The organism is Methylopila sp. Yamaguchi (assembly GCF_002897035.1).
In the GTDB taxonomy this organism is placed as follows: domain Bacteria; phylum Pseudomonadota; class Alphaproteobacteria; order Rhizobiales; family Methylopilaceae; genus Methylopila.
In genome coordinates this window covers 83,130-101,088 of record NZ_BAUX01000016.1, presented here as the reverse complement: position 1 = coordinate 101,088, position 17,959 = coordinate 83,130, and the positions used below count along the sequence as shown (strand labels likewise).

Here is a 17,959-nt window from a genome sequence, read left to right as displayed (position 1 = left end):
GAAAATCGACATCAGTCCCCCCGCGGCGTCGCCTTAGGCGCCGCCAGAGGGAGTCCCACGGCGAGCCCACGCTGTCACGTGAGGAGATGTTTTGTTTTGTAAACGCGCAGCAACGGTCCCCGAAGCCGCGTTGAAGCGTCTCGGCCTCCTTCGTTGCGGTGCGCCCCCGCGAAGGCGAGAGGAAGCGTGCCGCTACGAACGCAGCGCAAAGTGTTTAACCTGTATAATGTTCCCCGCTCCGGCCAGTCGATTTGACGGCCTGGAGCGTATCCGGATGCGACATGCTGGGATCGGGGAGGAACTTTACCGCATCGACGGAGCTTATACTCCCGCGTTTCCTTCGACGCCAAGGAGCAGGCCATGTCAGATCCATCCCACTCGTCACCTTCCGGCGCCGGAAGCAGCTCATCTGCTTCCCATGTTCGCGATCAAGCGCGCCAATTCGCCGACGATGTGAAAGAAGAAGCTCAGACTTTCGCCGAAGAGGGAAAAGTCCAGGGAGCCGAACGGCTCAAAAGCGTCGCGGACACGGTGGATCGGGTCGCCGACCAGGTCGAAGAGCAGTCGCCCGCGATGGCGGACTGGGTCCGCAAGGCCGCCGGCGAGCTCGAGAGCGTCTCGCGGAGGCTCAAGGACAAAAGCATCGGCGATTTGCTCACGATGGGCCAGGACTTTGCGCGCCGGGAACCCGCGGCGTTCATAGCGGCGTCGGCGGTGGCCGGTTTCGCCCTTTCGCGCCTGCTGAAGAGCACGTCGAGCGCTCCGGCGTCGTCGATCACGCCTGTCGGCGCGACGTCTCCAACTCCTCCGCCGTTGGCCCCTCGCGCCGCGCCAGCGCCAGTCGCGACCTCGGTTGGCGGCCTGAGCCCCGCGGCCTCGCGGACCTCCTCCGTAGGCGGCGGCTCCGCGTCGACCCCCTCCGCCCTCAATGACCGGGCGCCGGACAATCGAGCGTCCCAGACGGGAGGGCCTTCGGTATGAGCGACCTGAATCAACCGGAAACGGGAAAGCGTTCCTTTCCATACCTCCTCTCGACGCTCGTCGACCAGGTGACGACTCTTGCGCAACAAGAAGCCCGCCTGGCGAAGGCTGAGGTCCGGGACGCCGTCGCTCGCATCGCGGCAAGCGCAATGTCGCTGGTCATCGCGGCCGCGCTGCTGATCGCCGGCCTCGTGGTGCTGCTGCAGGCCGCCGTGCTGGGCCTCCAGCTCTATGGGGTGACGCCGATCTGGTCGGTGATCATCGTAGGGGGCGCCGTTCTGATCATCGGGGCGCTGATCCTCTCCTCAGCCATCGCGGCGTTGAAGAAGACCGACTTGGCGCCTCGCCGAACGATCGGACAGATGCAGCAGGACGTCGCCGTTGCGAAGGAGCAGGCACGATGACCAAGAGCACCAGCGAACTGGAACGTGACGCGGAACGCACGCGCGCGGATCTCGCGGCGACCCTCAACGACATCCGCACGCGGATGGAGCCGGGACGTCTCGTCGATCAGGCGTTCAGCTATGCGCGCAGTAACGGCGGCGCGGATTTCGCGCGGAACGCCGCGGCTCAGGCGCGGGACAACCCGTTGCCCATCCTTCTCATCGGCGCCGGCTTGGCCTGGCTGATGAGCGGACGCAAGCCCGCCTCCGGCCTCTCGGTCGGCGGCCTCCAAAGCGCCGGCGTTCGGAAGACCCACGACGCCCGGGACATGGCCGCGGGCGCGGCGTCAACAGTGAGCGACGCTGTGTCGTCGGCGTCCGCAAGCCTTAAGGGAGCCTTCGCCGCCGGAGCTTCAGGAGTCGGCGCCGCAGGCTCAAAGGCCGGCTCCCTCGCGGATTCCGCGGGGAGCGCCGTCCGCAGCGGCGGAGAGCAACTCGGGAACGCAGCCAGCGAGCTGCAGCGCCTGTGCGCGGAAAACCCCCTCGTTGTCGGCGCGATCGGTCTCGCCATCGGAGCGGTGCTTGGAGCTGCGCTCCCGAACACCGAAACGGAGAACCGGCTGATGGGCGCCGAGGCGGACGAGCTGAAATCCACGCTCAAAGCCAAGGCCGATGAGCAAATCGAGCGCGGGGAGCGCGCCGTGCGGGCGGGCCTCGAGGAAGCTCGCCGGTCGGATAGCCCTACCTCTGCGCAGACAACTGGCGCGTAGGACGATGTCGACAACCCGCCCCGGCCCATTCGCGACGAGCCGGGGCGGGTTGGAGTTTTCCTTCAGCGCGCGAAATCGCCTGCCGGACGGATTTCGCCGCCCTGCCAGCAGGACCGGGACAAGATGGTGGAGCTCGGATCTGATTGAGGGAAAAGTTGTTTCCGCACGCTCTGCGATTACGCGTTGAATATCTCCGGACGACCGGCCGGGCCAAACCGTATCCCAGCCGCCGTTATCGCCCTTGGCGTGAGGCGGGTCGTTGTAGCCAGCATGGACAACAAGCTCGGGAACAGACGGGCCGTGGCAGTTGCGCAGGCCTGCGTGGCGGGCAGCACGAGCGCCTGAGACAAGAGGGTGGCGACGCGGATCTGGCGTCGCACGTCCGCAGCCAGTCGCTGCTGGAACAGGTCCGCCGTTCCTCCTGACCTCATGACCGCTGCGGCGAGCGACGCGCTGTGGAGCGCGATCGAGATCCCTTCGCCAGAGAGAGATGGGATCACCGCCGCCTGATCGCCGAGCCGCCAAAGGCCATCTTGCGACCGTTTCCGTACTAAGCCGTAGGGGAGGCGAGCGATCGCTAAGGGGCGGCCGACGAGATCGTCGGAGCCGTCGAGCAATGCTCCGAGAGGCGGCGTGGCCGCGGAAATAGCTTCCAAAAGACGCCGCCAGTCGCGGCCGAGCGCCGCGAAGGCCCGCTCCCGTATCAGCAGACAGAGATTGGCTCGGCCGCCTTCGATCGGCTCCAGGCCTGCGTAGCCGCCGGGGAAGAGCCCGAGCTCCACCGTCCCTGAGAGACGCTCCGCGATGTGGGGCGCGGGTTCGAAGTGCCGCTTCAATCCGATCAGGTCGTTCTGACGGCCGATTGGCCGCGCCCAGCCGCGGAGGTCGTGCTTGCCGGACGCCAGCACCGCGACGCGAGCGAAGAGCGTCCGCCCATCGTCCAGATCCACGCGCCACCGTCCGACCTCGCGGGCCAGCGCGCGAACGGACGCTCCCCGATGAACCGTCGCGCCCGCGTCTCGCGCCCGGCGCAGCAATTCCTCGTCCAGGCGGCGGCGGGACAGGCTCATCGCCGGAAACGGGAGCGGACGGGACGACGACGTCCAGCCGCGGGACAAGGTGACGGTCGAGATCGGGACCGCGCCAAGCGCCGGAAGATCAACGCCGAGCGCTGCGAGATAGTGGATGGCTTCTCCGCTGAGGAATTCCCCGCACACCTTGTCGCGAGGGGCGGCCTCGCGTTCCACCAGCACGACGTCGCGCTCGCGGGCGGTCATCGCCGCGAAGGCCGCACCGGCGACTCCGCCGCCGACGACGACAATGTCATGGACCAAGGTCATCGCTCCCGAAGCCGCGCCACGCAGAGTCGGAACGGCGTCCACGACTGGACCTCGGCGGCGCCGGCCGCAAGGCCGGCGAGCTGCGTGTATCGGCGCCAGTCGTCCGCTCGAAAGCTGCGGGCGAACGAGACCGGTCCGTCGTGCCGGACAAAACGGTGCATGCGCAGCGCGCCCGACAGGACCTTGAACCCATCGTAGGCAACCCGGCTGCGGCGCAGGTCGTTGACGAACCAGCCGAGGGCGGCTCCGGCTTCCATCCATCTGACGAAACGCACGACGTCCTCGTCGCCGAGGTGATGCGTGAACAGCGCGCTGATGACCACGTCGGCGTCCGGGGAGACGTCGAACACGTCGGCCGTGCGCCACGCGATCGGCATCTTGTCCGGGGTCGCCGCTGCGGCCGCCCGGGCGGCCCAGGGGTTGCGGTCGACGCCGATCAGCTCGACCCGGAGGTCGCGGGCCTTGGCCCAGCGGGCGATCTCGCGGAGCGTGTCGCCGTAGCCGCAGCCGACGTCCATGATCTTCACCGCGCGATCCCGCGGCCACTGGCGCGTGCGGCGCAAGCGCTCGAGAAATCCAAGGGTCGGTCGGTACCCCAGCGACAGACGGTTCACACGGGCGAGATCCACCAGGCAGCCGCGGAAGGTTTCGAAGTCGACCGCGTCGTCATCCATCAGTTCGCGCTCGGCGGAGCGGCGGGTTGCGTCGAAACCTGTCATCCGTCGGCGGTCCGGAACATCATCGTCTCCGCGACCAGCCCAGGCCCGAAAGCCATTGCGCATCCGGTGAGCCCGGGCTCGGCGTCCCGCATCATCTCCTGCAACACGAACAGGATGGTCGCCGACGACATGTTCCCGTTCGCGCGCAACACGTTTCGCGACGCGGCCAGAGCCTCCGACGGCAGCTCGAGCGCCGTCTCCACGGCGTCGAGCACGGACCGGCCGCCGGGGTGCACCGCCCACAGGTCGACGTCCTCGGACCGCCGCCCGGCGAGGACGTCGACAAGTCCGCCCCGCAGCGTCCTGCCGATTTCGCCCGGCGCCGCGCCCGACAGCACCATGTCGAAGCCATGGTCGCGGATCTTCCAGCTGATCTGGTCCGCGGTTCCGGGCGCGAGCGCGGCATGGAAGCTCTCAAGCGCGAGACCCGTCGCCTCGGACGAGACCAGCGCCGCTGCGCACCCGTCGCCGAACACCGAGAAGGTCAAGATCTGCTCGAGATCCTGGGTCTCTTTCAGATGAAGCGTGCAGAGCTCGAGGCACACCAGCAGCACCCTGGCGTCCGGCTCCGAGCGCACGATGTGCCGGGCGAGCTTCAGCCCGTTGATCGCGGCGTAGCACCCCATGAAGGCGACGACCGTCCGCTCGACCGAGGTCTTGAGCCCGAACCGCGCCACCAGATCGAAGTCGAGGCCGGGCGCTGAGACGCCCGTGCAGGACACGACGATCAGGTGCGTGATCCGGGAGGCCTCCGGTCCAAGGTTCAATCGCTCGACCGCCAGGGCGGCGAGGTCCGGCGCCGCCTTCTCATACCGCGTCATCCGCGCGGCTGTGGAGGGAAACCGCCCGTAGGCATAGAATCCCTCCTGATCGATCGCGCCATCCGGCGCGTCGTAGGCCGGCGTCAGCGACGACCAGCGGTGTTCGATCTGGCTGCGTCCCGCCATTCGCTGGAACACACGGTTCGCCCGCGGGTCGCGCAGCAAGCTCCTCGCAAACGCGACGAAGGCGGCGTGCACGTCGTTGGCCGGCACCGCCGTGGCGATCCGGTTCAGGTAGGCTGTTGTCACGACGCTCTTTCGCGAGATGGACGGGTCATCGTTCAATTCGTCCAGAACGGAGATGGTTCCGGTGACGAGAATGGGGCCGGCGGGCCCCATTCAGGCCGACGCCTAAAAATGAGGCGCGGAGATCTTTCGTGCGTGAGCGCAAGTGGCGCTTGCAGATCGAGATGGCGAGAGGCACACATTCCCGCGCTGACGATGGTGATCGCCCGACAGTGTCGGCGCGTCCATGGGGGACGATCCAGGGCGTTCGCCAGCAGGGGGAAATGATGGCTGTCTATCGTGGGACGGATGGCGCGGATAACCGCACCGGGACTTCGCTCAACGACCGGCTCTACGGCTTGCTGGGCAACGACACTCTGAAGGGAGCGGCGGGGGACGACTACCTCTCGGGCGGGCGGGGCGACGACAGTCTCGACGGCGGGGTCGGCCGCGATCAACTGGATGGCGGGGACGGCGCGGACGTCCTCTTCGGGGGCGACGGCGACGACTACCTCGACGGCGGACAGGACAGCGTCCGCGACAAGCTGTACGGCGGCGCTGGCGACGACATCGTGCAGGCGCGCGCGAATGACGTGGCGGACGGCGGCGCGGGCGACGTCGACACGTTGATTCTGACCACGGATTTCGCCGACATCGGCGGCGACGCGACGCTCTACCGGATCGACCTTTCCGGGATCGACGGCCCCGCCTTTGCGTCGACGGGGTTCGCGGCCGTCAAGGCCATGAACTTCGAGCAGGCGAACGTCGTCATCGCCGACGCCGCGGCGCGCTCGACAATCACGGGCAGCAAGGGTCACGACGTCATCGCGGTGAGCGTGGCGGAAGGTCAAACGTCGGGCGTCACCATCCGAGGAGGCGCCGGAAACGACGAACTGACCGGTTCGTCCCTGAACGACGTGATCTACGGCGACGCCGGCGAGGACATCATCGACGGCGGCGCGGGAGCTGACGTGCTCTTCGGCGGCGCGGGCAGCGACCTGTTTCACGCCGTTCTGGAGTTCACCTATCCCGGCGGCCCCAAGCAGGCCATCGACACGATCCGCGACTTCGACGCAGACGATTACATTCTCGTCACCGACGAGATCTATACGGGATTTGGTCCGTCGTTCGAGACGCTGGACCTGACCAATCCGTTCGTCTTCGGCGCGGCGCCGAAGGCCAATTCGACAGGCGGACAGTTTCTCTACAACACGACGAGCGGTCTGTTGTCCTACGATCCAGACGGCAAGGGCTCCGAGGCGGCGATCGCTCTCTACAAGCTGGCGGGCGCGCCTGTCCTGACCGTCAACGACTTCATTCTGGACATCTGAAGACGAGACTCGCCGGCGCGCGTTTTCGGCGCGCCGGCGAGTCGTTTGTCGGCTGCACAGGACCCGAGGTCCATGCCTGCTTCTGTGCCGCGCCACGGCCGCAACGCGGCGAGCGTCCGCAGCCGCGCGCGAGGCGAGGGAGACGCCGCTCGTGGAACATCGTTGGTCGCGGGTAGTTCGGACCATGACCGTCGCCTGACGCGCCATGGCAAGGAACGAGCCTCGTGAACGTAGATTTTTCCAACCGGCGGGCGGCTCACCTCTGCATCGACATGCAAAGGATGTTCGCCGAACAGACGGAATGGCATACGCCCTGGATGGCGAGCGTCCTCCCAGTGGTGACCGAGATCGCAGGAAGACACGCCGCGCGGACGATCTTCACGCGCTTCATACCTCCGGAGCGGCCGGAAGACGCTCCAGGCGCATGGCGCGGCTATTTTGAGCGATGGCGTCGCTTTACGCGCTCGGAAATCGATCCGGAGCTTCTTGAGCTTGTCGGCCCGCTGCGCGACCTGGTCCCGCCGGCGACCCTCTGCGACAAGCCCGGGCTGTCCGCCTTCGAGCGGACGGACCTTTACAGCTTTCTGCTCGCGCGGAGGGTCGATACGGTCGTTGTGACCGGCGCGGAGACCGACGTGTGCGTTCTGGCGACCGTCCTATCGGCCGTTGATCACGGCTTCCTGGTGGTGCTGCCCAAGGATGCGTTGTGCAGCTCCGCCGATGAAACGCACGATGCGCTCCTGACCCTCTACGCGAAGCGTTTCGCCAAACAGGTGATCCTCACCGACGCTGAGCATCTTCTGAGCCGCTGGACCGCAGCTTGAGGATCGCCACGCTGGCGCTTGCCTCGCGCTAGAGCCGCTGGGCGGGCGCCACCCACGTCGCGCCCGCCACATTCACCGCCGCAAGGCGGGGCAGGGACAAGTGTCCCTAAGATCTGACGAGGTCCTCGAGTTCGTCCGCCGAGAGTATCCAGCCATCGCTGGCGGCGACAATTGGCTCGTCCTGGCCGTCCCGACAGAGCTTCCTCACTAAGGCGAGAGCGTCGAGAACGTTCGGCACGACGGTGGCGGACGCGTTCGGGGAAGAGGTGTCAAAAACAGTGTAGGACATTTGCCCCGCTCCCCTTTACGCCGCCATCAAACGCGCGAAGGCAGGCTTTGGCGGGGGAGGCGGGTCGTCCTCGGGCTCGCGCCGGGCGCGGACCAAAGTTTGGGGTCGGAGCCGGCGAAGATCGAGGCGCCGCCGCAACGGACGAGGCGAAGCTGGCCGAGCGGCGTCCGGTCCGTCGAGCTCGTTCAACGCCGCCAGGATCCGATCCAGGGGCACGATCGCGCCGCTCTCCAATTGACGGAGGTTGGGCGCCTCTTCGAGGGCATGTCGATCGGACGCCCAGGACGCCAGCAAGGCGCGTTTTTCGCCCAGTGAAAGCTTCGGATCGGCGACCACTTCGTCAGGATGCACGAAGATCGCCCGATCCCCGTCGAGCGCCGGTTTGGCTTGCGAAAAGCGATTTATGTCCAAGCGTTTGAAGCTCATCTCCAAACTCCACCCTGTAAGGGCAAAGGCTGCGCGACGCAGCGGCAGCCGCCCGTCTCGCCGGCCCCTCCTTGGCCGGCGCAGACGATTTGGTGACGCTCCTTCGCTGTTCAAGAGCTGCCCCCCGTCGCCCGAAATGGGCTCCCGCTTACGTGCCCCGCGGCCACTCCGCCGCTCGGCTGGCGGCTACAATTCGAAGCTAAATGTGCCGCAGCGGAGCGTCGCCGCGGACTGGCCGCCCGCCTGAGCCCACGTCACCTTCGCGGGGCGGCCCAAGGCGCGGAAGAACAGCCTGGCCGCGACCTGAGCGCTTTCCGTTCGCTCCGGTGATGGAGGCTCAGGAGATAAAAGCTCAGGCCGGATTGATTTCGGCCAGAGGAGACACGACGCCGTAGCGCATGCAGTAGTAAACGAGGTCGATGTCGGAGGAGACGCCGAGCTTCGACTTCACCGCGTAGTGGTAGTTCGCGACGGTCTTGGCCGTGAGGTTGAGAGCGCTGGCGACCTCCTCGGTCGACTTGGCGTCCAGCAGCATCCGCAGCACCTCGAACTCTCGCGGCGACAGGCTCTCGAGCGCGGACGCTTCCTCCTCCAGCCGGGTCGCGGCCAGCGCCGCCGAGATCTCCGGGCACAGCGCAGAGCGGTTTCGGGCGACGTTCCGGACGGCGCCGGCGAGCAACTCCGGCGCGCTGCTTTTCGTCATGTAGCCCTTCGCCCCCGCGCGGAACGCCTGAAGGGCGTAGCTCGAGTTGGCGTGCATGCTGAACACGAGGATGCGCGCGTGCGGGTCCCACTGTCGTATCTGCCGGATCACGTCGATGCCGCCGCGGCCGGGCATGCTGATGTCCATGATCGCGACGTCGGGCGAGGTCTCCTTGTAGAGCCGGTAGGCGGCGACCCCGTCGCCGGCCTCAGCGACGACGTCGATGCCGCCCTCTTTCTCCAGCAGGCGTCGGTAGCCTTCGCGCACGATCGCGTGGTCGTCGACCAGCATCACCCGGATCGAGTCGTCCATCACCTTGCCTCCCGTTCCGCGAGCCGGACAGGGAAACTGGCCCGCAGTTCGACGCCTCCCTCCGCGCGTTGCTCCACGCAGAGCGCGCCGCCAAGCGCGAAGACCCGCTCGCGCATGCCCACGAGCCCCGCGCCTGACAGAGGATCCGACGACGTCGCGGGATGCATGCCGACGCCGTCGTCCCTCACACTGAGGTCGATGAGCCGCGATCGTTCGCCCGCTTTCGATGAGGCTGGGGGCCCCTCGCGCAACGCGACCTCGACCTGGCTCGCGGCCGCGTGGCGGGCGGCGTTGTTCAGGCTCTCCTGCACGATCCGGTAAATGTGGCCGGCCGCCTCCGCCGGCACGTCCTCGAAGCGCCCCTGCGGCCGGAACGTGAAGCGGGTGCGGCCCCGCGCCTGTCGCTCGTGGCTGGCGACCAGTTCCTGAAGGCTCACGACGAGGCCAAGGTCGTCGATCTCGGGCGGCCTGAGAGTGGCCAGCGTCTCGCGGAGCGACCTCATCGTGCCGGAGGCGAGGGTGACGAGATCCTCGCTCTCTCTCGCCGCTTCAGGCGCCGTCGCGCGGACGGTCTTGCCGATCGACGCCGCCATGCAGCTCATGGCCGTCAGCCTCTGGGCGATGTCGTCGTGAAGCTCGAGGGCGATCAGCCGCCGTTCGCGTTCCTGTGCGTCCACCAGCTTCCGGGCGAATTCGGCGCGGTCCGATGTCGTCGCCTGCAGCGTCCGTGCGAGTTCGTTGAACACCTCCGCGATGCGCTGCAGTTCGTAGAGGCGGAACGCCGGCAGACGGCTCGACAGGTCGCCGTCCGCGAGCCGGTTGATCCCGGCGAGGATCTCGGCCGCCGGCCGCAACGCGTGATCGACGACAACATAAACGAGCAGGCACAGCGCGCCGATCATCATCACCCACAGCCCGAGCGTTCGCGTCAGCTCCGTCCAGGCCCGGCGCGCGACGGTGGTCGGATCGATCGTGGCGCGGATAACGCCCCATGTTTCGGCCCGGTGGACGAGGCCTCTCTCCGCGAGCGAGCGATCGAAGAACAGCGCCCGGTAGGCGTCGACGAACCAGCCGGGCGGGTTCGGAGCGCGCTCGTCGCTGCCGACGCAGCGCGCGTTGCGGACCTCTCCGAGGGGCCCGAGCAGCTCCAGGCATTGACCGGGCTCGAGCGCGAACTTCAGCACCGAATCCCAGTCAGGGAAGCGGTCGAGATGATCCAGCCCGCGCGTGATGCGGATGACCTGGACCAGAAGCTGTTTCTCGACCGCCTCCGCCGCGGCCTCGTTCTGACGGCCCGCGTCCGCCGCCACATGGTGCATGGCGAGGATCGCGCCGCCGGTCAGGCAGAGCAATGCGACCACCACGATGCGCCGAACCAGCGTCCATTTGAGGTCGAGGCTTCGCCGTCCCTGCAGTTTCTCGGCGTACGGAGATGCGGCGATGGGGGATCGGGGCCCCGCGCCGGCCTCGGCCGCGAGACCGACGCGAGGCGCGGCCAGGAAAATTGCCCAAGGGTTCATATGCGGATCGCCATTTCGGCCTGGCCCACGACGCTCATACTACGGCCGCCCGACCTTAAGCTGCTGAACCAGGATGTGCAGCAAAAATCGGTCACAAAACAAGTCATGCCGCACGTAGATCAAGTCTACGATGGGATCTCGCGCGTCGTCGTCAACATAATGCATCGCAGGGGAAGGAATTCGTTCGTGAGGCAAGCACTTAGATTGGCTGCCTTCGCCGTGGCCGGCTCTCTGTCGACCGCCGCCGGGGCGGACACCGCCAGCCACAAGCAGATGATCGCCATCTCGGACGCGGCCGCCGTCCAGTGGACGGCCGCCCCCGCCGCGCTGCCCAAGGGCGTCGAGATCAGCGTCGTCATGGGCGATCCGGACAAGCCCGGGCCGTTCGCGCTGCGGCTGCGTATTCCGCCTGGGACCGTGATCGCCCCGCACACCCATGCGACCGACGAGACCGTCACGCTTCTGGCCGGCGCCCTCGTTCACGACATGGGCGAAACGCGGGTCGAGAGCCGCGGCGCGCCGTTCCGGGAGGGCGGCTTCCTCTACCTGCCGGCCCTGATGCCGCACTCGCTCTGGACCAAGGAGCAGGCGGCCGTCATCCAGGTGAACGGAACGGGCCCCTTCGGTCTGAACTACGTCAATCCGGCCGACGACCCCAGCAAGGCCCGCTGACGCCGGCGGCCTGCCGACCACCCCCTTCGACACACGAGATGAAAGAGCCCAGGACATGGGATTGACGCACCTCACGCTCTCGCTCGCCGGCGGCGCGCTGCTGGCGATGGCAGCCGTGGCCCCGGCCTTCGCGGCGGCCCCGATCAAGAACGTGGTCATCGTTCACGGCGCCCTGGCCGACGGCTCGGGCTGGCGCAAGGTCCATGACCTGCTGAAAGCCAAGGGGTACAAGGTGACGGTGGTGCAGCCGCCGATGACCTCCTTGCCGGACGACGTGGCCGCGGCGCGACGCATCCTGGACCTCCAGGACGGGCCGTCCGTGCTGGTGGGCCACAGCTACGGCGGCATGGTCGTGACCCAGGCGGGCTCGGCGGAGAACGTCGCCGGCCTGGTCTACGTCGCGGCGTTCCAGCCGGACGAGGGCGAGAACCTGCTCGATCTCGCCGGTAAGACGCCGCCCGCGACGACGGGCATCAAGGCCACGGCGGACGGCTATCTCTACCTCGACCCAGAGGTCTACGCGGCGGACTTCGCCGGCGACGTGCCGAAGGCCGAGGCCGAGTTCATGGCCGCCTCGCAGGTCTTCCCCTCCAAGGCGAGCTTCGAGGCGAAGATCAGCCAGCCGGCCTGGAAGACCAAGAAGAGCTGGGCGCTCATCGCGACCGAAGACCGGGCGATCCATCCCGACCTGATGCGGACGATGGCGAAGCGAGCCGGCAGCACGGTGAAGGAGGTCAAGGGCAGCCACGCTCTGTTCATGTCGCAGCCGGCCGCGGTCGCCGAGCTGATCGAGACCGCGGCCAAGGCTCTTTCGAAGTGACGGTTCTGGACCGGTCTGACGCGCTGCGACCCGACTACGATTTCATCGTCTGCGGCGCGGGCTCGTCAGGCTCCGTGGTCGCCCGCCGCCTGGCTGAGAATCCGGATGCGCAGGTTCTGTTGATCGAGGCCGGCGGCGACGACGAAGCGGAAGAGGTGCTCGACCCCTCCCGCTGGCCCGCCAATCTGGGAAGCGAACGCGACTGGGGGTTCCAGGCGGAGCCCAATCCGCACCTCGACGGCCGGTCGCTTTCCATGTCGATGGGCAAGGGGCTCGGCGGCGGCTCCAGCATCAACGTCATGGTGTGGGCGCGCGGGCACCGCAACGACTGGGACGCCTTTGCGGCCGAGTCGGGCGACCCGGACTGGGGGTACGAGCCCGTCCTCAATATCTACCGCGATATCGAGAACTGGCGGGGCGCGCCGGACCCGCGCTACCGCGGAACGTCGGGTCCGGTCTGGGTGCAGCCCGCGCCCGATCCGAGCCCAATCGCCGGGGCGATGCTCGCCGCCGCCGCGGAGATCGGCGTTCCGACATTCGACCACCCGAATGGCGCGATGATGGAAGGGCCCGGAGGGGCGGCCATCTCCGATGTGCTGATGCGTGACGGGCGGCGCCATTCGCTGTTCCGGGCCTATCTCCACCCCTTGAGAGACCGTCCGAATCTCACCGTGCTGACCCGCGCCACGGTCCGCCGCGTCGTGATCGAGGGCGGCCGCGCCATGGGCGTCGAGATCCTGCGCGACGGCGCGGTCCTGACGATCCGTGCGGGGCTGGAAGTCGTCCTGTCGCTCGGCGCGATGCACACGCCGAAGGTGCTGATGCATTCGGGCGTGGGCGACGAGGCCGAACTCGGCCGCTTCGACATTCCCGTCACGCAGCACCTGCCCGGCGTCGGCCAGAATCTGCAGGACCATTTGTCGTTCGGATGCATCTGGGAGTATCGGGAGCCGATCGCGCCGCGAAACAGCGGCAGCGAGGCGACGCTCTACTGGAAGAGCCGTCCTGAGCTCGACAGCCCCGACCTGCTGTTCTGCCAGGTGGAATTTCCGGTTCCGAGCGAGCGGACGGCGGCGCGGGGCGCGCCGGCGCACGGCTGGACAATGTTCGCGGGCCTCGCCCGTCCCGGCAGTCGCGGCAGGGTGCGTCTTACGGCCGCCGACCCGGGGACGCCGATCACGATCGACCCGAACGCGTTGTCCGATCCCGCCGACCTGGACACGGCGCTGCGGTGCGTCGATCTCTGCCGCGAACTCGGCGCGGCCCAAGCCTTCAAGCCCTTCGTGAAGGGTGAAGCGCTGCCCGGCCGGCTGGGGGGCGAGGCCATGAAGCAGTTCGTGCGCGAGTCCGCCGTCACCTACTGGCACCAGAGCTGCACGGCCAAGATGGGACGGGACTCCATGTCGGTCGTGAACGGCTCTCTCGAAGTCTACGGCGTACAAGGTCTGCGGGTGGCGGACGCCTCGATCATGCCGCGCGTTACGACCGGGAACACCCAGGCGCCCTGCGCGATCATCGGCGAGCGGGCGGCCCGGATGATCCGTGCGGCGCACGGCGTCTGAGCCATTGCCGGCCACGTCCGCGCTGACGCGATCCCGAGATCGCCGTGCGCCACCTGTCGCGCGCCCCGTCATGTTCAGCGGTGACATCCGGAGTTGCGCAGCGCGGATTTGCTTGTCACAGGCTCTCTACGCGCCCCGTCCAGACCAAGACATGGCTGGCCGCCGTGCTGTCCCGCGAGCGATAATCGATTAACGATGGGCGGGAGGCGCCGATTTCAGCGGCGTCACGCGGATTGCAGGGGCTCAAGGCCATCAAGGCAGGCGGGCGTGGGGATGATGGGCAAGCGGCTACCACAATCCTTCTGGCGGGCGGACGCAGGCGGAGGGTGGATCTGGTCGAGCCGGGAATGGAGTGTAGCGACCGGGCAGACAACGGCGGCCAGTCTGGGGGACGGCTGGCTGGCCGCGGTCTTTGCTGACGATCACGAACTCACGCGCGCCGCATGGTTGGACGCGTCCGCCAGCGGGAGTTTTCATGTCGAACATCGCCTTTGGGACATCCAGGCAGGCGGCTGGCGGTGGTTTCAATCTTCCGCCGCCCCTTTGACCGAGGGCGGGGAGACAATTTCGGGGTGGATCGGCGCATCCACCGGCGTCCACCTCCTGCACAGTCGTCTGGAGCGACAAAGCGCGCTGCTGACCGAGATGCAGCACCGCGCGTTCAACCTCATAACGGTCGTCCAAGCGATTGGAGCGGCCTCCGCCGAGCACGGCGCGTCCGGCGCCGACTACCAACGGCGGTTCGGACGGCGGCTCGCGGCGCTCGCACGCGCGCAGACGTTGCTGTCCCTCGAGGTGGAGGACGCTCCGATCACGCTCGAGTCGCTGATCCAAGGCGAACTGAGCCTCGAGGCGACGGGCCACGTCACCCACGAGCCCGGCAGGGTCACCCTCGATGGACCGGTCGACTTCGTGCTTCGTCCTTCTGTCGTGCAGACGCTCACTCTCGCGCTGCACGAGCTGGTCGCGAACGCATGCGAGCACGGCGCGCTGTCGCAACCGAACGGCCGACTCAGCCTGCAATGGATGCGTCTGCCCGATGCGCCGGCGCGGATGCGGTTGGCCTGGAAGGAGACGGGGGTCACGCATAGGGCTCCTCCCGGTCCCGCGGGGTTCGGCCGAGAGCTGATCCAGCAAGCAGTCGCGTTCAAGACCGACGCCGCCGTCGACTATGCGTTCACCAGTGACGGGCTCGTCTGCGTCATCGAGGGCGACTTCGGCGCCTCGAGCCGTGTCGTGGGACTTCAGGAGAAGAACAGCGCCTGACTGATGGTCGTTTTGATCATCGCCGGGGAGAACGGCTTGGTGATGAGGTAGGTCGTGTCGTTCCGGCGACTGCGCAGCAGATCGCCGGGATGGGCGGTGACGAACACAACCGGAGTCGCCCTGTCCAGCAGGATCGACGAGGCCGCATCCGCGCCCGAGGATCCGTCTGCGAGCTTTATGTCCGCAATCACAAGACCGGGGTGGTGACGGGCCGCAAGGTCGACGGCGTCGCGTTGCGTCCCCGCGATCGCGACCACGTCGTGGCCAAGGGTGTTGACGATCTGGCGAAGATGACGCGCGATCGGCCACTCGTCTTCGATGATGAGGACGGTGGTTTGTAAATCGCGCTCGATGACGCGCTGCGCGTCGTCGGCGAGATGGCGGACCTCAAGGTGCGACATTCCGAGGATAACCGCGGTCGCCGCCTCGCTGAACCCCTCGACGGCGGTCAGCAGCAGCACGGCTCGCGCCGCGAGCGGGATCGCCTGCAGCCGCTGGTCCGCGATCCGTTCCCGCGTGGAAGTTTCTTCGGGCGTCCAGCGCGGCGGCGCTCCCTGCCGCTCAAGGCTTTCGTAGAGGGCTTGGAAAAGCAGAACGTCCCAGGGATCAAACCGGTCACGCGGCGATATTGCGCCGATGAGACGCTGCAGAGCGTGGGCGACCAAGCGATCGCCGTCGTCCTGGCGGCCGAGCAGCATGCGGGCGTGCCGGCGAACAAAGGGCAATTTGCTGAAAAGCTCGTCGCGGTTCATGGCCGGTCCTTCCTGGAGCCAGCGGGCGAGCGTGTCCCGTCCGCGGGCCACTCGCTCATGCCGTCGGCTCCATCTCGGCGCTTGGTGAGCTCGGCGCCTGGGAGGTGGCGTAGCGCCTGGCCGGCTCGGCGTCGCGGCGACGCGTTCGGATCGCGGCGAGGGCGAGAACGCCCAGCACGACGCTCGCGGGCCCGAGCCTCGACGCCAAGCGCAACGTCACCACTGCGAGCAGGCCCACGACGGCGAGCCGCGCGGCGGGAACCGTCGCCGGGTATCTCTCGCTGTTCTGTGGCCCTGTCACGGAAGCTGGCCCGCCCCGCCCGCCGAGACGGCGTCGCCTGAGGAAGCGAGCGGCGCCCCGGCCGTCAGCTCACCGTTAGGAGTCCCAGCCGCAGCGCCCGCGGCCAATTCGGCGTCGATCTCCGCCTCCGCCTGAGCCCAGTGCTCGGCATGACGATCGCTCGGCTGTCCCTCTGCGATCCAGATCTGATAGGCGCGGTCGCGAATGAGGTCGTCTCTCCGGTCCATGCCTCGACTCCATAGCCGTTTCGGCGCGATAAGCTTTGGTGCGCGGTTTTGTTCCACGTTTCGGTTCGAAGCGAGTTCAGCGGCTGACGCGCCGGGAGGCCCATCCGTGGGCGGCCAGATCGCTCGAACGCCTCCGAACTCTCCGACGGCCTCTGGAACAAAACTGACGCTCGATCCTTGCAGGTGATGTCCCGAAGTGATCAGGAGACGTCTTATGCCCGTAGCGATGCCATCGACTGCTGCGCGTCGCGGGGTCGATGCCCAGGTCCCGCTGCCAACGCCAGCAAACGACGTCGCCCAGGTTCAGCGATCGGTTATTGCGCTCATCCCTGCTCTGCGCGGGTTCGCGAGATCGATCACCCGGGACGCGGGCGAGGCCGACGACCTTTTGCAGGAGACCCTGCTCCGGGCGCTGGCGAACCTTCACCAATTCACGCCGGGGACGAATCTGAAGGCGTGGCTCTTCACCATCCTGCGCCACACCCATATCGGGACCGCGAAGAAACGCACCCGCGAGCGCAAGATGGCCGCGGGCGTCACGGCTGAGGACATCGGTGCGGCGCCGCCGCAGAAGTGGCTTGCGGCGACAAGCGCGATGAAAGAGGCGCTCGATCAGTTGCCCGCCGACCAACGCGAGGTGGTCATTCTGATCGGCGGACTGGGTTTCAGCTACGAAGAATGCATGGAGGTCTGCGGCTGCGCGATGGGGACGGTCAAAAGCCGGCTGAACCGGGCGCGGGCGCGTCTGGCGTCGATCCTCGACGCCGCGACGGTCGACGACATGACCTGACGCGTTCTCTCGGCCTCGCTTACGCGCGGGCCCTGCCTATCGGTCCTTACGCACTCCGTTGGAGGCTACCAGCGTCAGTCGCGCCGGCTCACGCTCGCCTCCAAGCCTTCGGTCGATCAGCCTCGCGAGCTCTAAAAGATTCTCCGGAACCGGTTCGGCCTGCACGTCGTCGAACACCTGCCGCAATTCGGCGCCGATCGATTGCTGGCGCGCCAACCTTTCCTCGGTGTCCGCCTTCTCGTCGAAGTCGTCCATCTCGCCGCTCACCGCCCTAAGCCTAAGTCCACCGTACCATTGTACCGGCTATTCCGCCAAATCACGGGCGACTCGGGGGCCGGGCAGTCTAGAATCTCAAGCCAAACCGCTCATGTGCTAAGCCAGCCTTGATAATACGAGCCGCAGCATTTTGTTCCCGAGATGGTGCGCGTCCGATCGCCTCATACGTGTCCCCTTGTTACCTTGCTCCCGGCGAGAGGGAAGGCCGACGCTCTGAAGCTTTGAAGGAGCCTCAGGCCCGTCCGGAATAGCGGGTCAGGTGCGCGGGCGTCGTCCGTCTGGGAGATGATTGTCGTCCGCGGGCGCGAGGGCCGGCGAGACGGGAGCGTCGATCCCGAGGACCTCGACCGATTCCGCGAGGTCGAAATGGGCGTGCAGATCATCGATGCGGTGAATCTGGATCAGCACCCGGCCGAAATGCCGGGTGAGCAGCTCGACGGCGGCCGCGTTCCGGCACGCATCGACGGCGTCCGCGCCCCCGCGGAGAGATCCTGAGGCGCGCCCTTGACCTTCAGCGCCCCGGCGAACTGTGATCGTAATCTCGACATCCGCGATCTCAACGTTGTCGCAGCACAGCCGGCCGGTGTCCGACACCACAAACTCCAACGTCATCCGCCCCTCCCAGTCCGTCGGTCGCTGGACGTTCCCT

At 67.4% G+C, this 17,959-nt stretch carries 21 protein-coding genes; 9 read left to right on the top strand and 12 right to left on the bottom strand.

Features of this window, described 5'->3' with window-relative positions:
- Positions 1 to 977: 977 nt before the first annotated feature.
- Together METY_RS17150 and METY_RS17145 are read left to right on the top strand one after the other, a co-directional pair.
- Positions 978 to 1,385, top strand: a complete 408-nt coding sequence (locus tag METY_RS17150; RefSeq protein WP_103122593.1) for a phage holin family protein — start codon at positions 978 to 980, stop codon at positions 1,383 to 1,385.
- On the top strand, positions 1,382 to 2,134 hold the full coding sequence (locus METY_RS17145; protein ID WP_103122592.1) for a DUF3618 domain-containing protein: 753 nt from the start codon (positions 1,382 to 1,384) through the stop codon (positions 2,132 to 2,134). Before METY_RS17150 ends, METY_RS17145 begins: the two co-directional genes overlap by 4 nt.
- 176 nt (positions 2,135 to 2,310) lie before the next feature.
- Here the strand turns inward: METY_RS17145 and METY_RS17140 are convergent, their stop codons facing one another.
- Genes METY_RS17140 through METY_RS17130 form a run of 3 tightly spaced genes read right to left on the bottom strand, consistent with a single transcriptional unit; the run spans position 2,311 to position 5,263 of the window.
- A complete protein-coding gene (locus tag METY_RS17140) occupies positions 2,311 to 3,468 on the bottom strand; it encodes an NAD(P)/FAD-dependent oxidoreductase (protein WP_200819723.1) in 1,158 nt (385 codons plus the stop codon).
- Positions 3,469 to 3,470: 2 nt separating this feature from the next.
- Positions 3,471 to 4,193: a methyltransferase domain-containing protein gene (locus METY_RS17135; protein WP_103122591.1), complete on the bottom strand. Its 723-nt coding sequence runs from the start codon at positions 4,191 to 4,193 to the stop codon at positions 3,471 to 3,473.
- Positions 4,190 to 5,263 (bottom strand): type III polyketide synthase, encoded by a 1,074-nt coding sequence (locus tag METY_RS17130; protein WP_103122610.1) that lies wholly within the window; start codon positions 5,261 to 5,263, stop codon positions 4,190 to 4,192. Before METY_RS17130 ends, METY_RS17135 begins: the two co-directional genes overlap by 4 nt.
- A 263-nt stretch (positions 5,264 to 5,526) precedes the next feature.
- Between METY_RS17130 and METY_RS17125 the strand changes: the two genes are divergently transcribed.
- Together METY_RS17125 and METY_RS17120 are read left to right on the top strand one after the other, a co-directional pair.
- Entirely contained in the window at positions 5,527 to 6,570 is a 1,044-nt protein-coding gene (locus METY_RS17125; RefSeq protein WP_160147380.1) for a calcium-binding protein, read from the top strand.
- Positions 6,571 to 6,794: 224 nt separating this feature from the next.
- Positions 6,795 to 7,394, top strand: coding sequence for a cysteine hydrolase family protein (locus METY_RS17120; RefSeq protein ID WP_255400997.1), 600 nt, complete (start codon positions 6,795 to 6,797; stop codon positions 7,392 to 7,394).
- 106 nt (positions 7,395 to 7,500) lie between these two features.
- Here METY_RS17120 and METY_RS17115 read toward each other — a convergent pair whose 3' ends face one another.
- The 4 genes from METY_RS17115 to METY_RS17100 all read right to left on the bottom strand — a co-directional run bounded on the left by METY_RS17115 (position 7,501) and on the right by METY_RS17100 (position 10,644).
- Entirely contained in the window at positions 7,501 to 7,683 is a 183-nt protein-coding gene (locus METY_RS17115) for a hypothetical protein (protein WP_103122588.1), read from the bottom strand.
- Between the two features lie 15 nt (positions 7,684 to 7,698).
- Positions 7,699 to 8,109: a hypothetical protein gene (locus tag METY_RS17110; protein ID WP_103122587.1), complete on the bottom strand. Its 411-nt coding sequence runs from the start codon at positions 8,107 to 8,109 to the stop codon at positions 7,699 to 7,701.
- 352 nt (positions 8,110 to 8,461) lie between these two features.
- The gene (locus METY_RS17105) at positions 8,462 to 9,124 is read right to left on the bottom strand and encodes a response regulator (protein WP_244593712.1); all 663 of its coding nucleotides are present in this window, start codon (positions 9,122 to 9,124) and stop codon (positions 8,462 to 8,464) included.
- Positions 9,124 to 10,644, bottom strand: a complete 1,521-nt coding sequence (locus METY_RS17100) for a HAMP domain-containing sensor histidine kinase (RefSeq protein ID WP_103122586.1) — start codon at positions 10,642 to 10,644, stop codon at positions 9,124 to 9,126. Before METY_RS17100 ends, METY_RS17105 begins: the two co-directional genes overlap by 1 nt.
- A gap of 186 nt (positions 10,645 to 10,830) precedes the next feature.
- Here METY_RS17100 and METY_RS17095 point away from each other — a divergent pair, with 186 nt between their 5' ends.
- The 4 genes from METY_RS17095 (at position 10,831) to METY_RS17080 (ending at position 14,964) form a co-directional block, all read left to right on the top strand.
- Complete coding sequence (locus METY_RS17095) at positions 10,831 to 11,316, top strand: cupin domain-containing protein (RefSeq protein ID WP_244593711.1); 486 nt, start codon at positions 10,831 to 10,833, stop codon at positions 11,314 to 11,316.
- A gap of 55 nt (positions 11,317 to 11,371) precedes the next feature.
- Entirely contained in the window at positions 11,372 to 12,136 is a 765-nt protein-coding gene (locus tag METY_RS17090; RefSeq protein WP_103122585.1) for an alpha/beta fold hydrolase, read from the top strand.
- The gene (locus tag METY_RS17085; RefSeq protein WP_103122584.1) at positions 12,133 to 13,698 is read left to right on the top strand and encodes a GMC family oxidoreductase; all 1,566 of its coding nucleotides are present in this window, start codon (positions 12,133 to 12,135) and stop codon (positions 13,696 to 13,698) included. The genes METY_RS17090 and METY_RS17085 overlap by 4 nt, the downstream gene beginning before the upstream one ends.
- 273 nt (positions 13,699 to 13,971) lie before the next feature.
- Positions 13,972 to 14,964: a sensor histidine kinase gene (locus METY_RS17080; protein ID WP_160147379.1), complete on the top strand. Its 993-nt coding sequence runs from the start codon at positions 13,972 to 13,974 to the stop codon at positions 14,962 to 14,964.
- Here the strand turns inward: METY_RS17080 and METY_RS17075 are convergent.
- From METY_RS17075 to METY_RS17065, 3 genes are read right to left on the bottom strand one after another with little or no spacing between them, the layout of a single operon-like run.
- Positions 14,943 to 15,716, bottom strand: coding sequence for a PhyR family response regulator anti-anti-sigma factor (locus tag METY_RS17075; RefSeq protein WP_103122582.1), 774 nt, complete (start codon positions 15,714 to 15,716; stop codon positions 14,943 to 14,945). The genes METY_RS17080 and METY_RS17075 overlap by 22 nt on opposite strands.
- A 55-nt stretch (positions 15,717 to 15,771) precedes the next feature.
- Positions 15,772 to 16,017 carry a hypothetical protein gene (locus METY_RS17070; RefSeq protein ID WP_103122581.1) on the bottom strand — a complete coding sequence of 82 codons (246 nt, stop codon included), beginning with the start codon at positions 16,015 to 16,017 and terminating at the stop codon, positions 15,772 to 15,774.
- Positions 16,014 to 16,244, bottom strand: a complete 231-nt coding sequence (locus METY_RS17065) for a DUF2934 domain-containing protein (protein ID WP_103122580.1) — start codon at positions 16,242 to 16,244, stop codon at positions 16,014 to 16,016. Before METY_RS17065 ends, METY_RS17070 begins: the two co-directional genes overlap by 4 nt.
- A 214-nt stretch (positions 16,245 to 16,458) precedes the next feature.
- Here METY_RS17065 and METY_RS17060 point away from each other — a divergent pair, with 214 nt between their 5' ends.
- Positions 16,459 to 17,034 carry a sigma-70 family RNA polymerase sigma factor gene (locus METY_RS17060; RefSeq protein WP_200819721.1) on the top strand — a complete coding sequence of 192 codons (576 nt, stop codon included), beginning with the start codon at positions 16,459 to 16,461 and terminating at the stop codon, positions 17,032 to 17,034.
- 36 nt (positions 17,035 to 17,070) lie between these two features.
- Here METY_RS17060 and METY_RS17055 read toward each other — a convergent pair whose 3' ends face one another.
- Positions 17,071 to 17,289 carry a NepR family anti-sigma factor gene (locus tag METY_RS17055; protein ID WP_103122579.1) on the bottom strand — a complete coding sequence of 73 codons (219 nt, stop codon included), beginning with the start codon at positions 17,287 to 17,289 and terminating at the stop codon, positions 17,071 to 17,073.
- Between the two features lie 276 nt (positions 17,290 to 17,565).
- Positions 17,566 to 17,922, bottom strand: a complete 357-nt coding sequence (locus METY_RS17050; RefSeq protein ID WP_103122578.1) for a hypothetical protein — start codon at positions 17,920 to 17,922, stop codon at positions 17,566 to 17,568.
- Positions 17,923 to 17,959: the final 37 nt, after the last annotated feature.

Coding starts and splice junctions, on each gene's coding strand:
- METY_RS17110 (WP_103122587.1), bottom strand. CDS start 8,109: ATGAGCTTCAAACGCTTGGACATAAATCGCTTTTCGCAAGCCAAACCG.
- METY_RS17125 (WP_160147380.1), top strand. CDS start 5,527: ATGGCTGTCTATCGTGGGACGGATGGCGCGGATAACCGCACCGGGACT.
- METY_RS17055 (WP_103122579.1), bottom strand. CDS start 17,289: ATGGACGACTTCGACGAGAAGGCGGACACCGAGGAAAGGTTGGCGCGC.
- METY_RS17090 (WP_103122585.1), top strand. CDS start 11,372: ATGGGATTGACGCACCTCACGCTCTCGCTCGCCGGCGGCGCGCTGCTG.
- METY_RS17050 (WP_103122578.1), bottom strand. CDS start 17,922: ATGACGTTGGAGTTTGTGGTGTCGGACACCGGCCGGCTGTGCTGCGAC.
- METY_RS17135 (WP_103122591.1), bottom strand. CDS start 4,193: ATGACAGGTTTCGACGCAACCCGCCGCTCCGCCGAGCGCGAACTGATG.
- METY_RS17100 (WP_103122586.1), bottom strand. CDS start 10,644: ATGAACCCTTGGGCAATTTTCCTGGCCGCGCCTCGCGTCGGTCTCGCG.
- METY_RS17150 (WP_103122593.1), top strand. CDS start 978: ATGAGCGACCTGAATCAACCGGAAACGGGAAAGCGTTCCTTTCCATAC.
- METY_RS17060 (WP_200819721.1), top strand. CDS start 16,459: ATGCCCGTAGCGATGCCATCGACTGCTGCGCGTCGCGGGGTCGATGCC.
- METY_RS17075 (WP_103122582.1), bottom strand. CDS start 15,716: ATGAACCGCGACGAGCTTTTCAGCAAATTGCCCTTTGTTCGCCGGCAC.
- METY_RS17105 (WP_244593712.1), bottom strand. CDS start 9,124: ATGGACGACTCGATCCGGGTGATGCTGGTCGACGACCACGCGATCGTG.
- METY_RS17065 (WP_103122580.1), bottom strand. CDS start 16,244: ATGGACCGGAGAGACGACCTCATTCGCGACCGCGCCTATCAGATCTGG.
- METY_RS17145 (WP_103122592.1), top strand. CDS start 1,382: ATGACCAAGAGCACCAGCGAACTGGAACGTGACGCGGAACGCACGCGC.
- METY_RS17080 (WP_160147379.1), top strand. CDS start 13,972: ATGATGGGCAAGCGGCTACCACAATCCTTCTGGCGGGCGGACGCAGGC.
- METY_RS17115 (WP_103122588.1), bottom strand. CDS start 7,683: ATGTCCTACACTGTTTTTGACACCTCTTCCCCGAACGCGTCCGCCACC.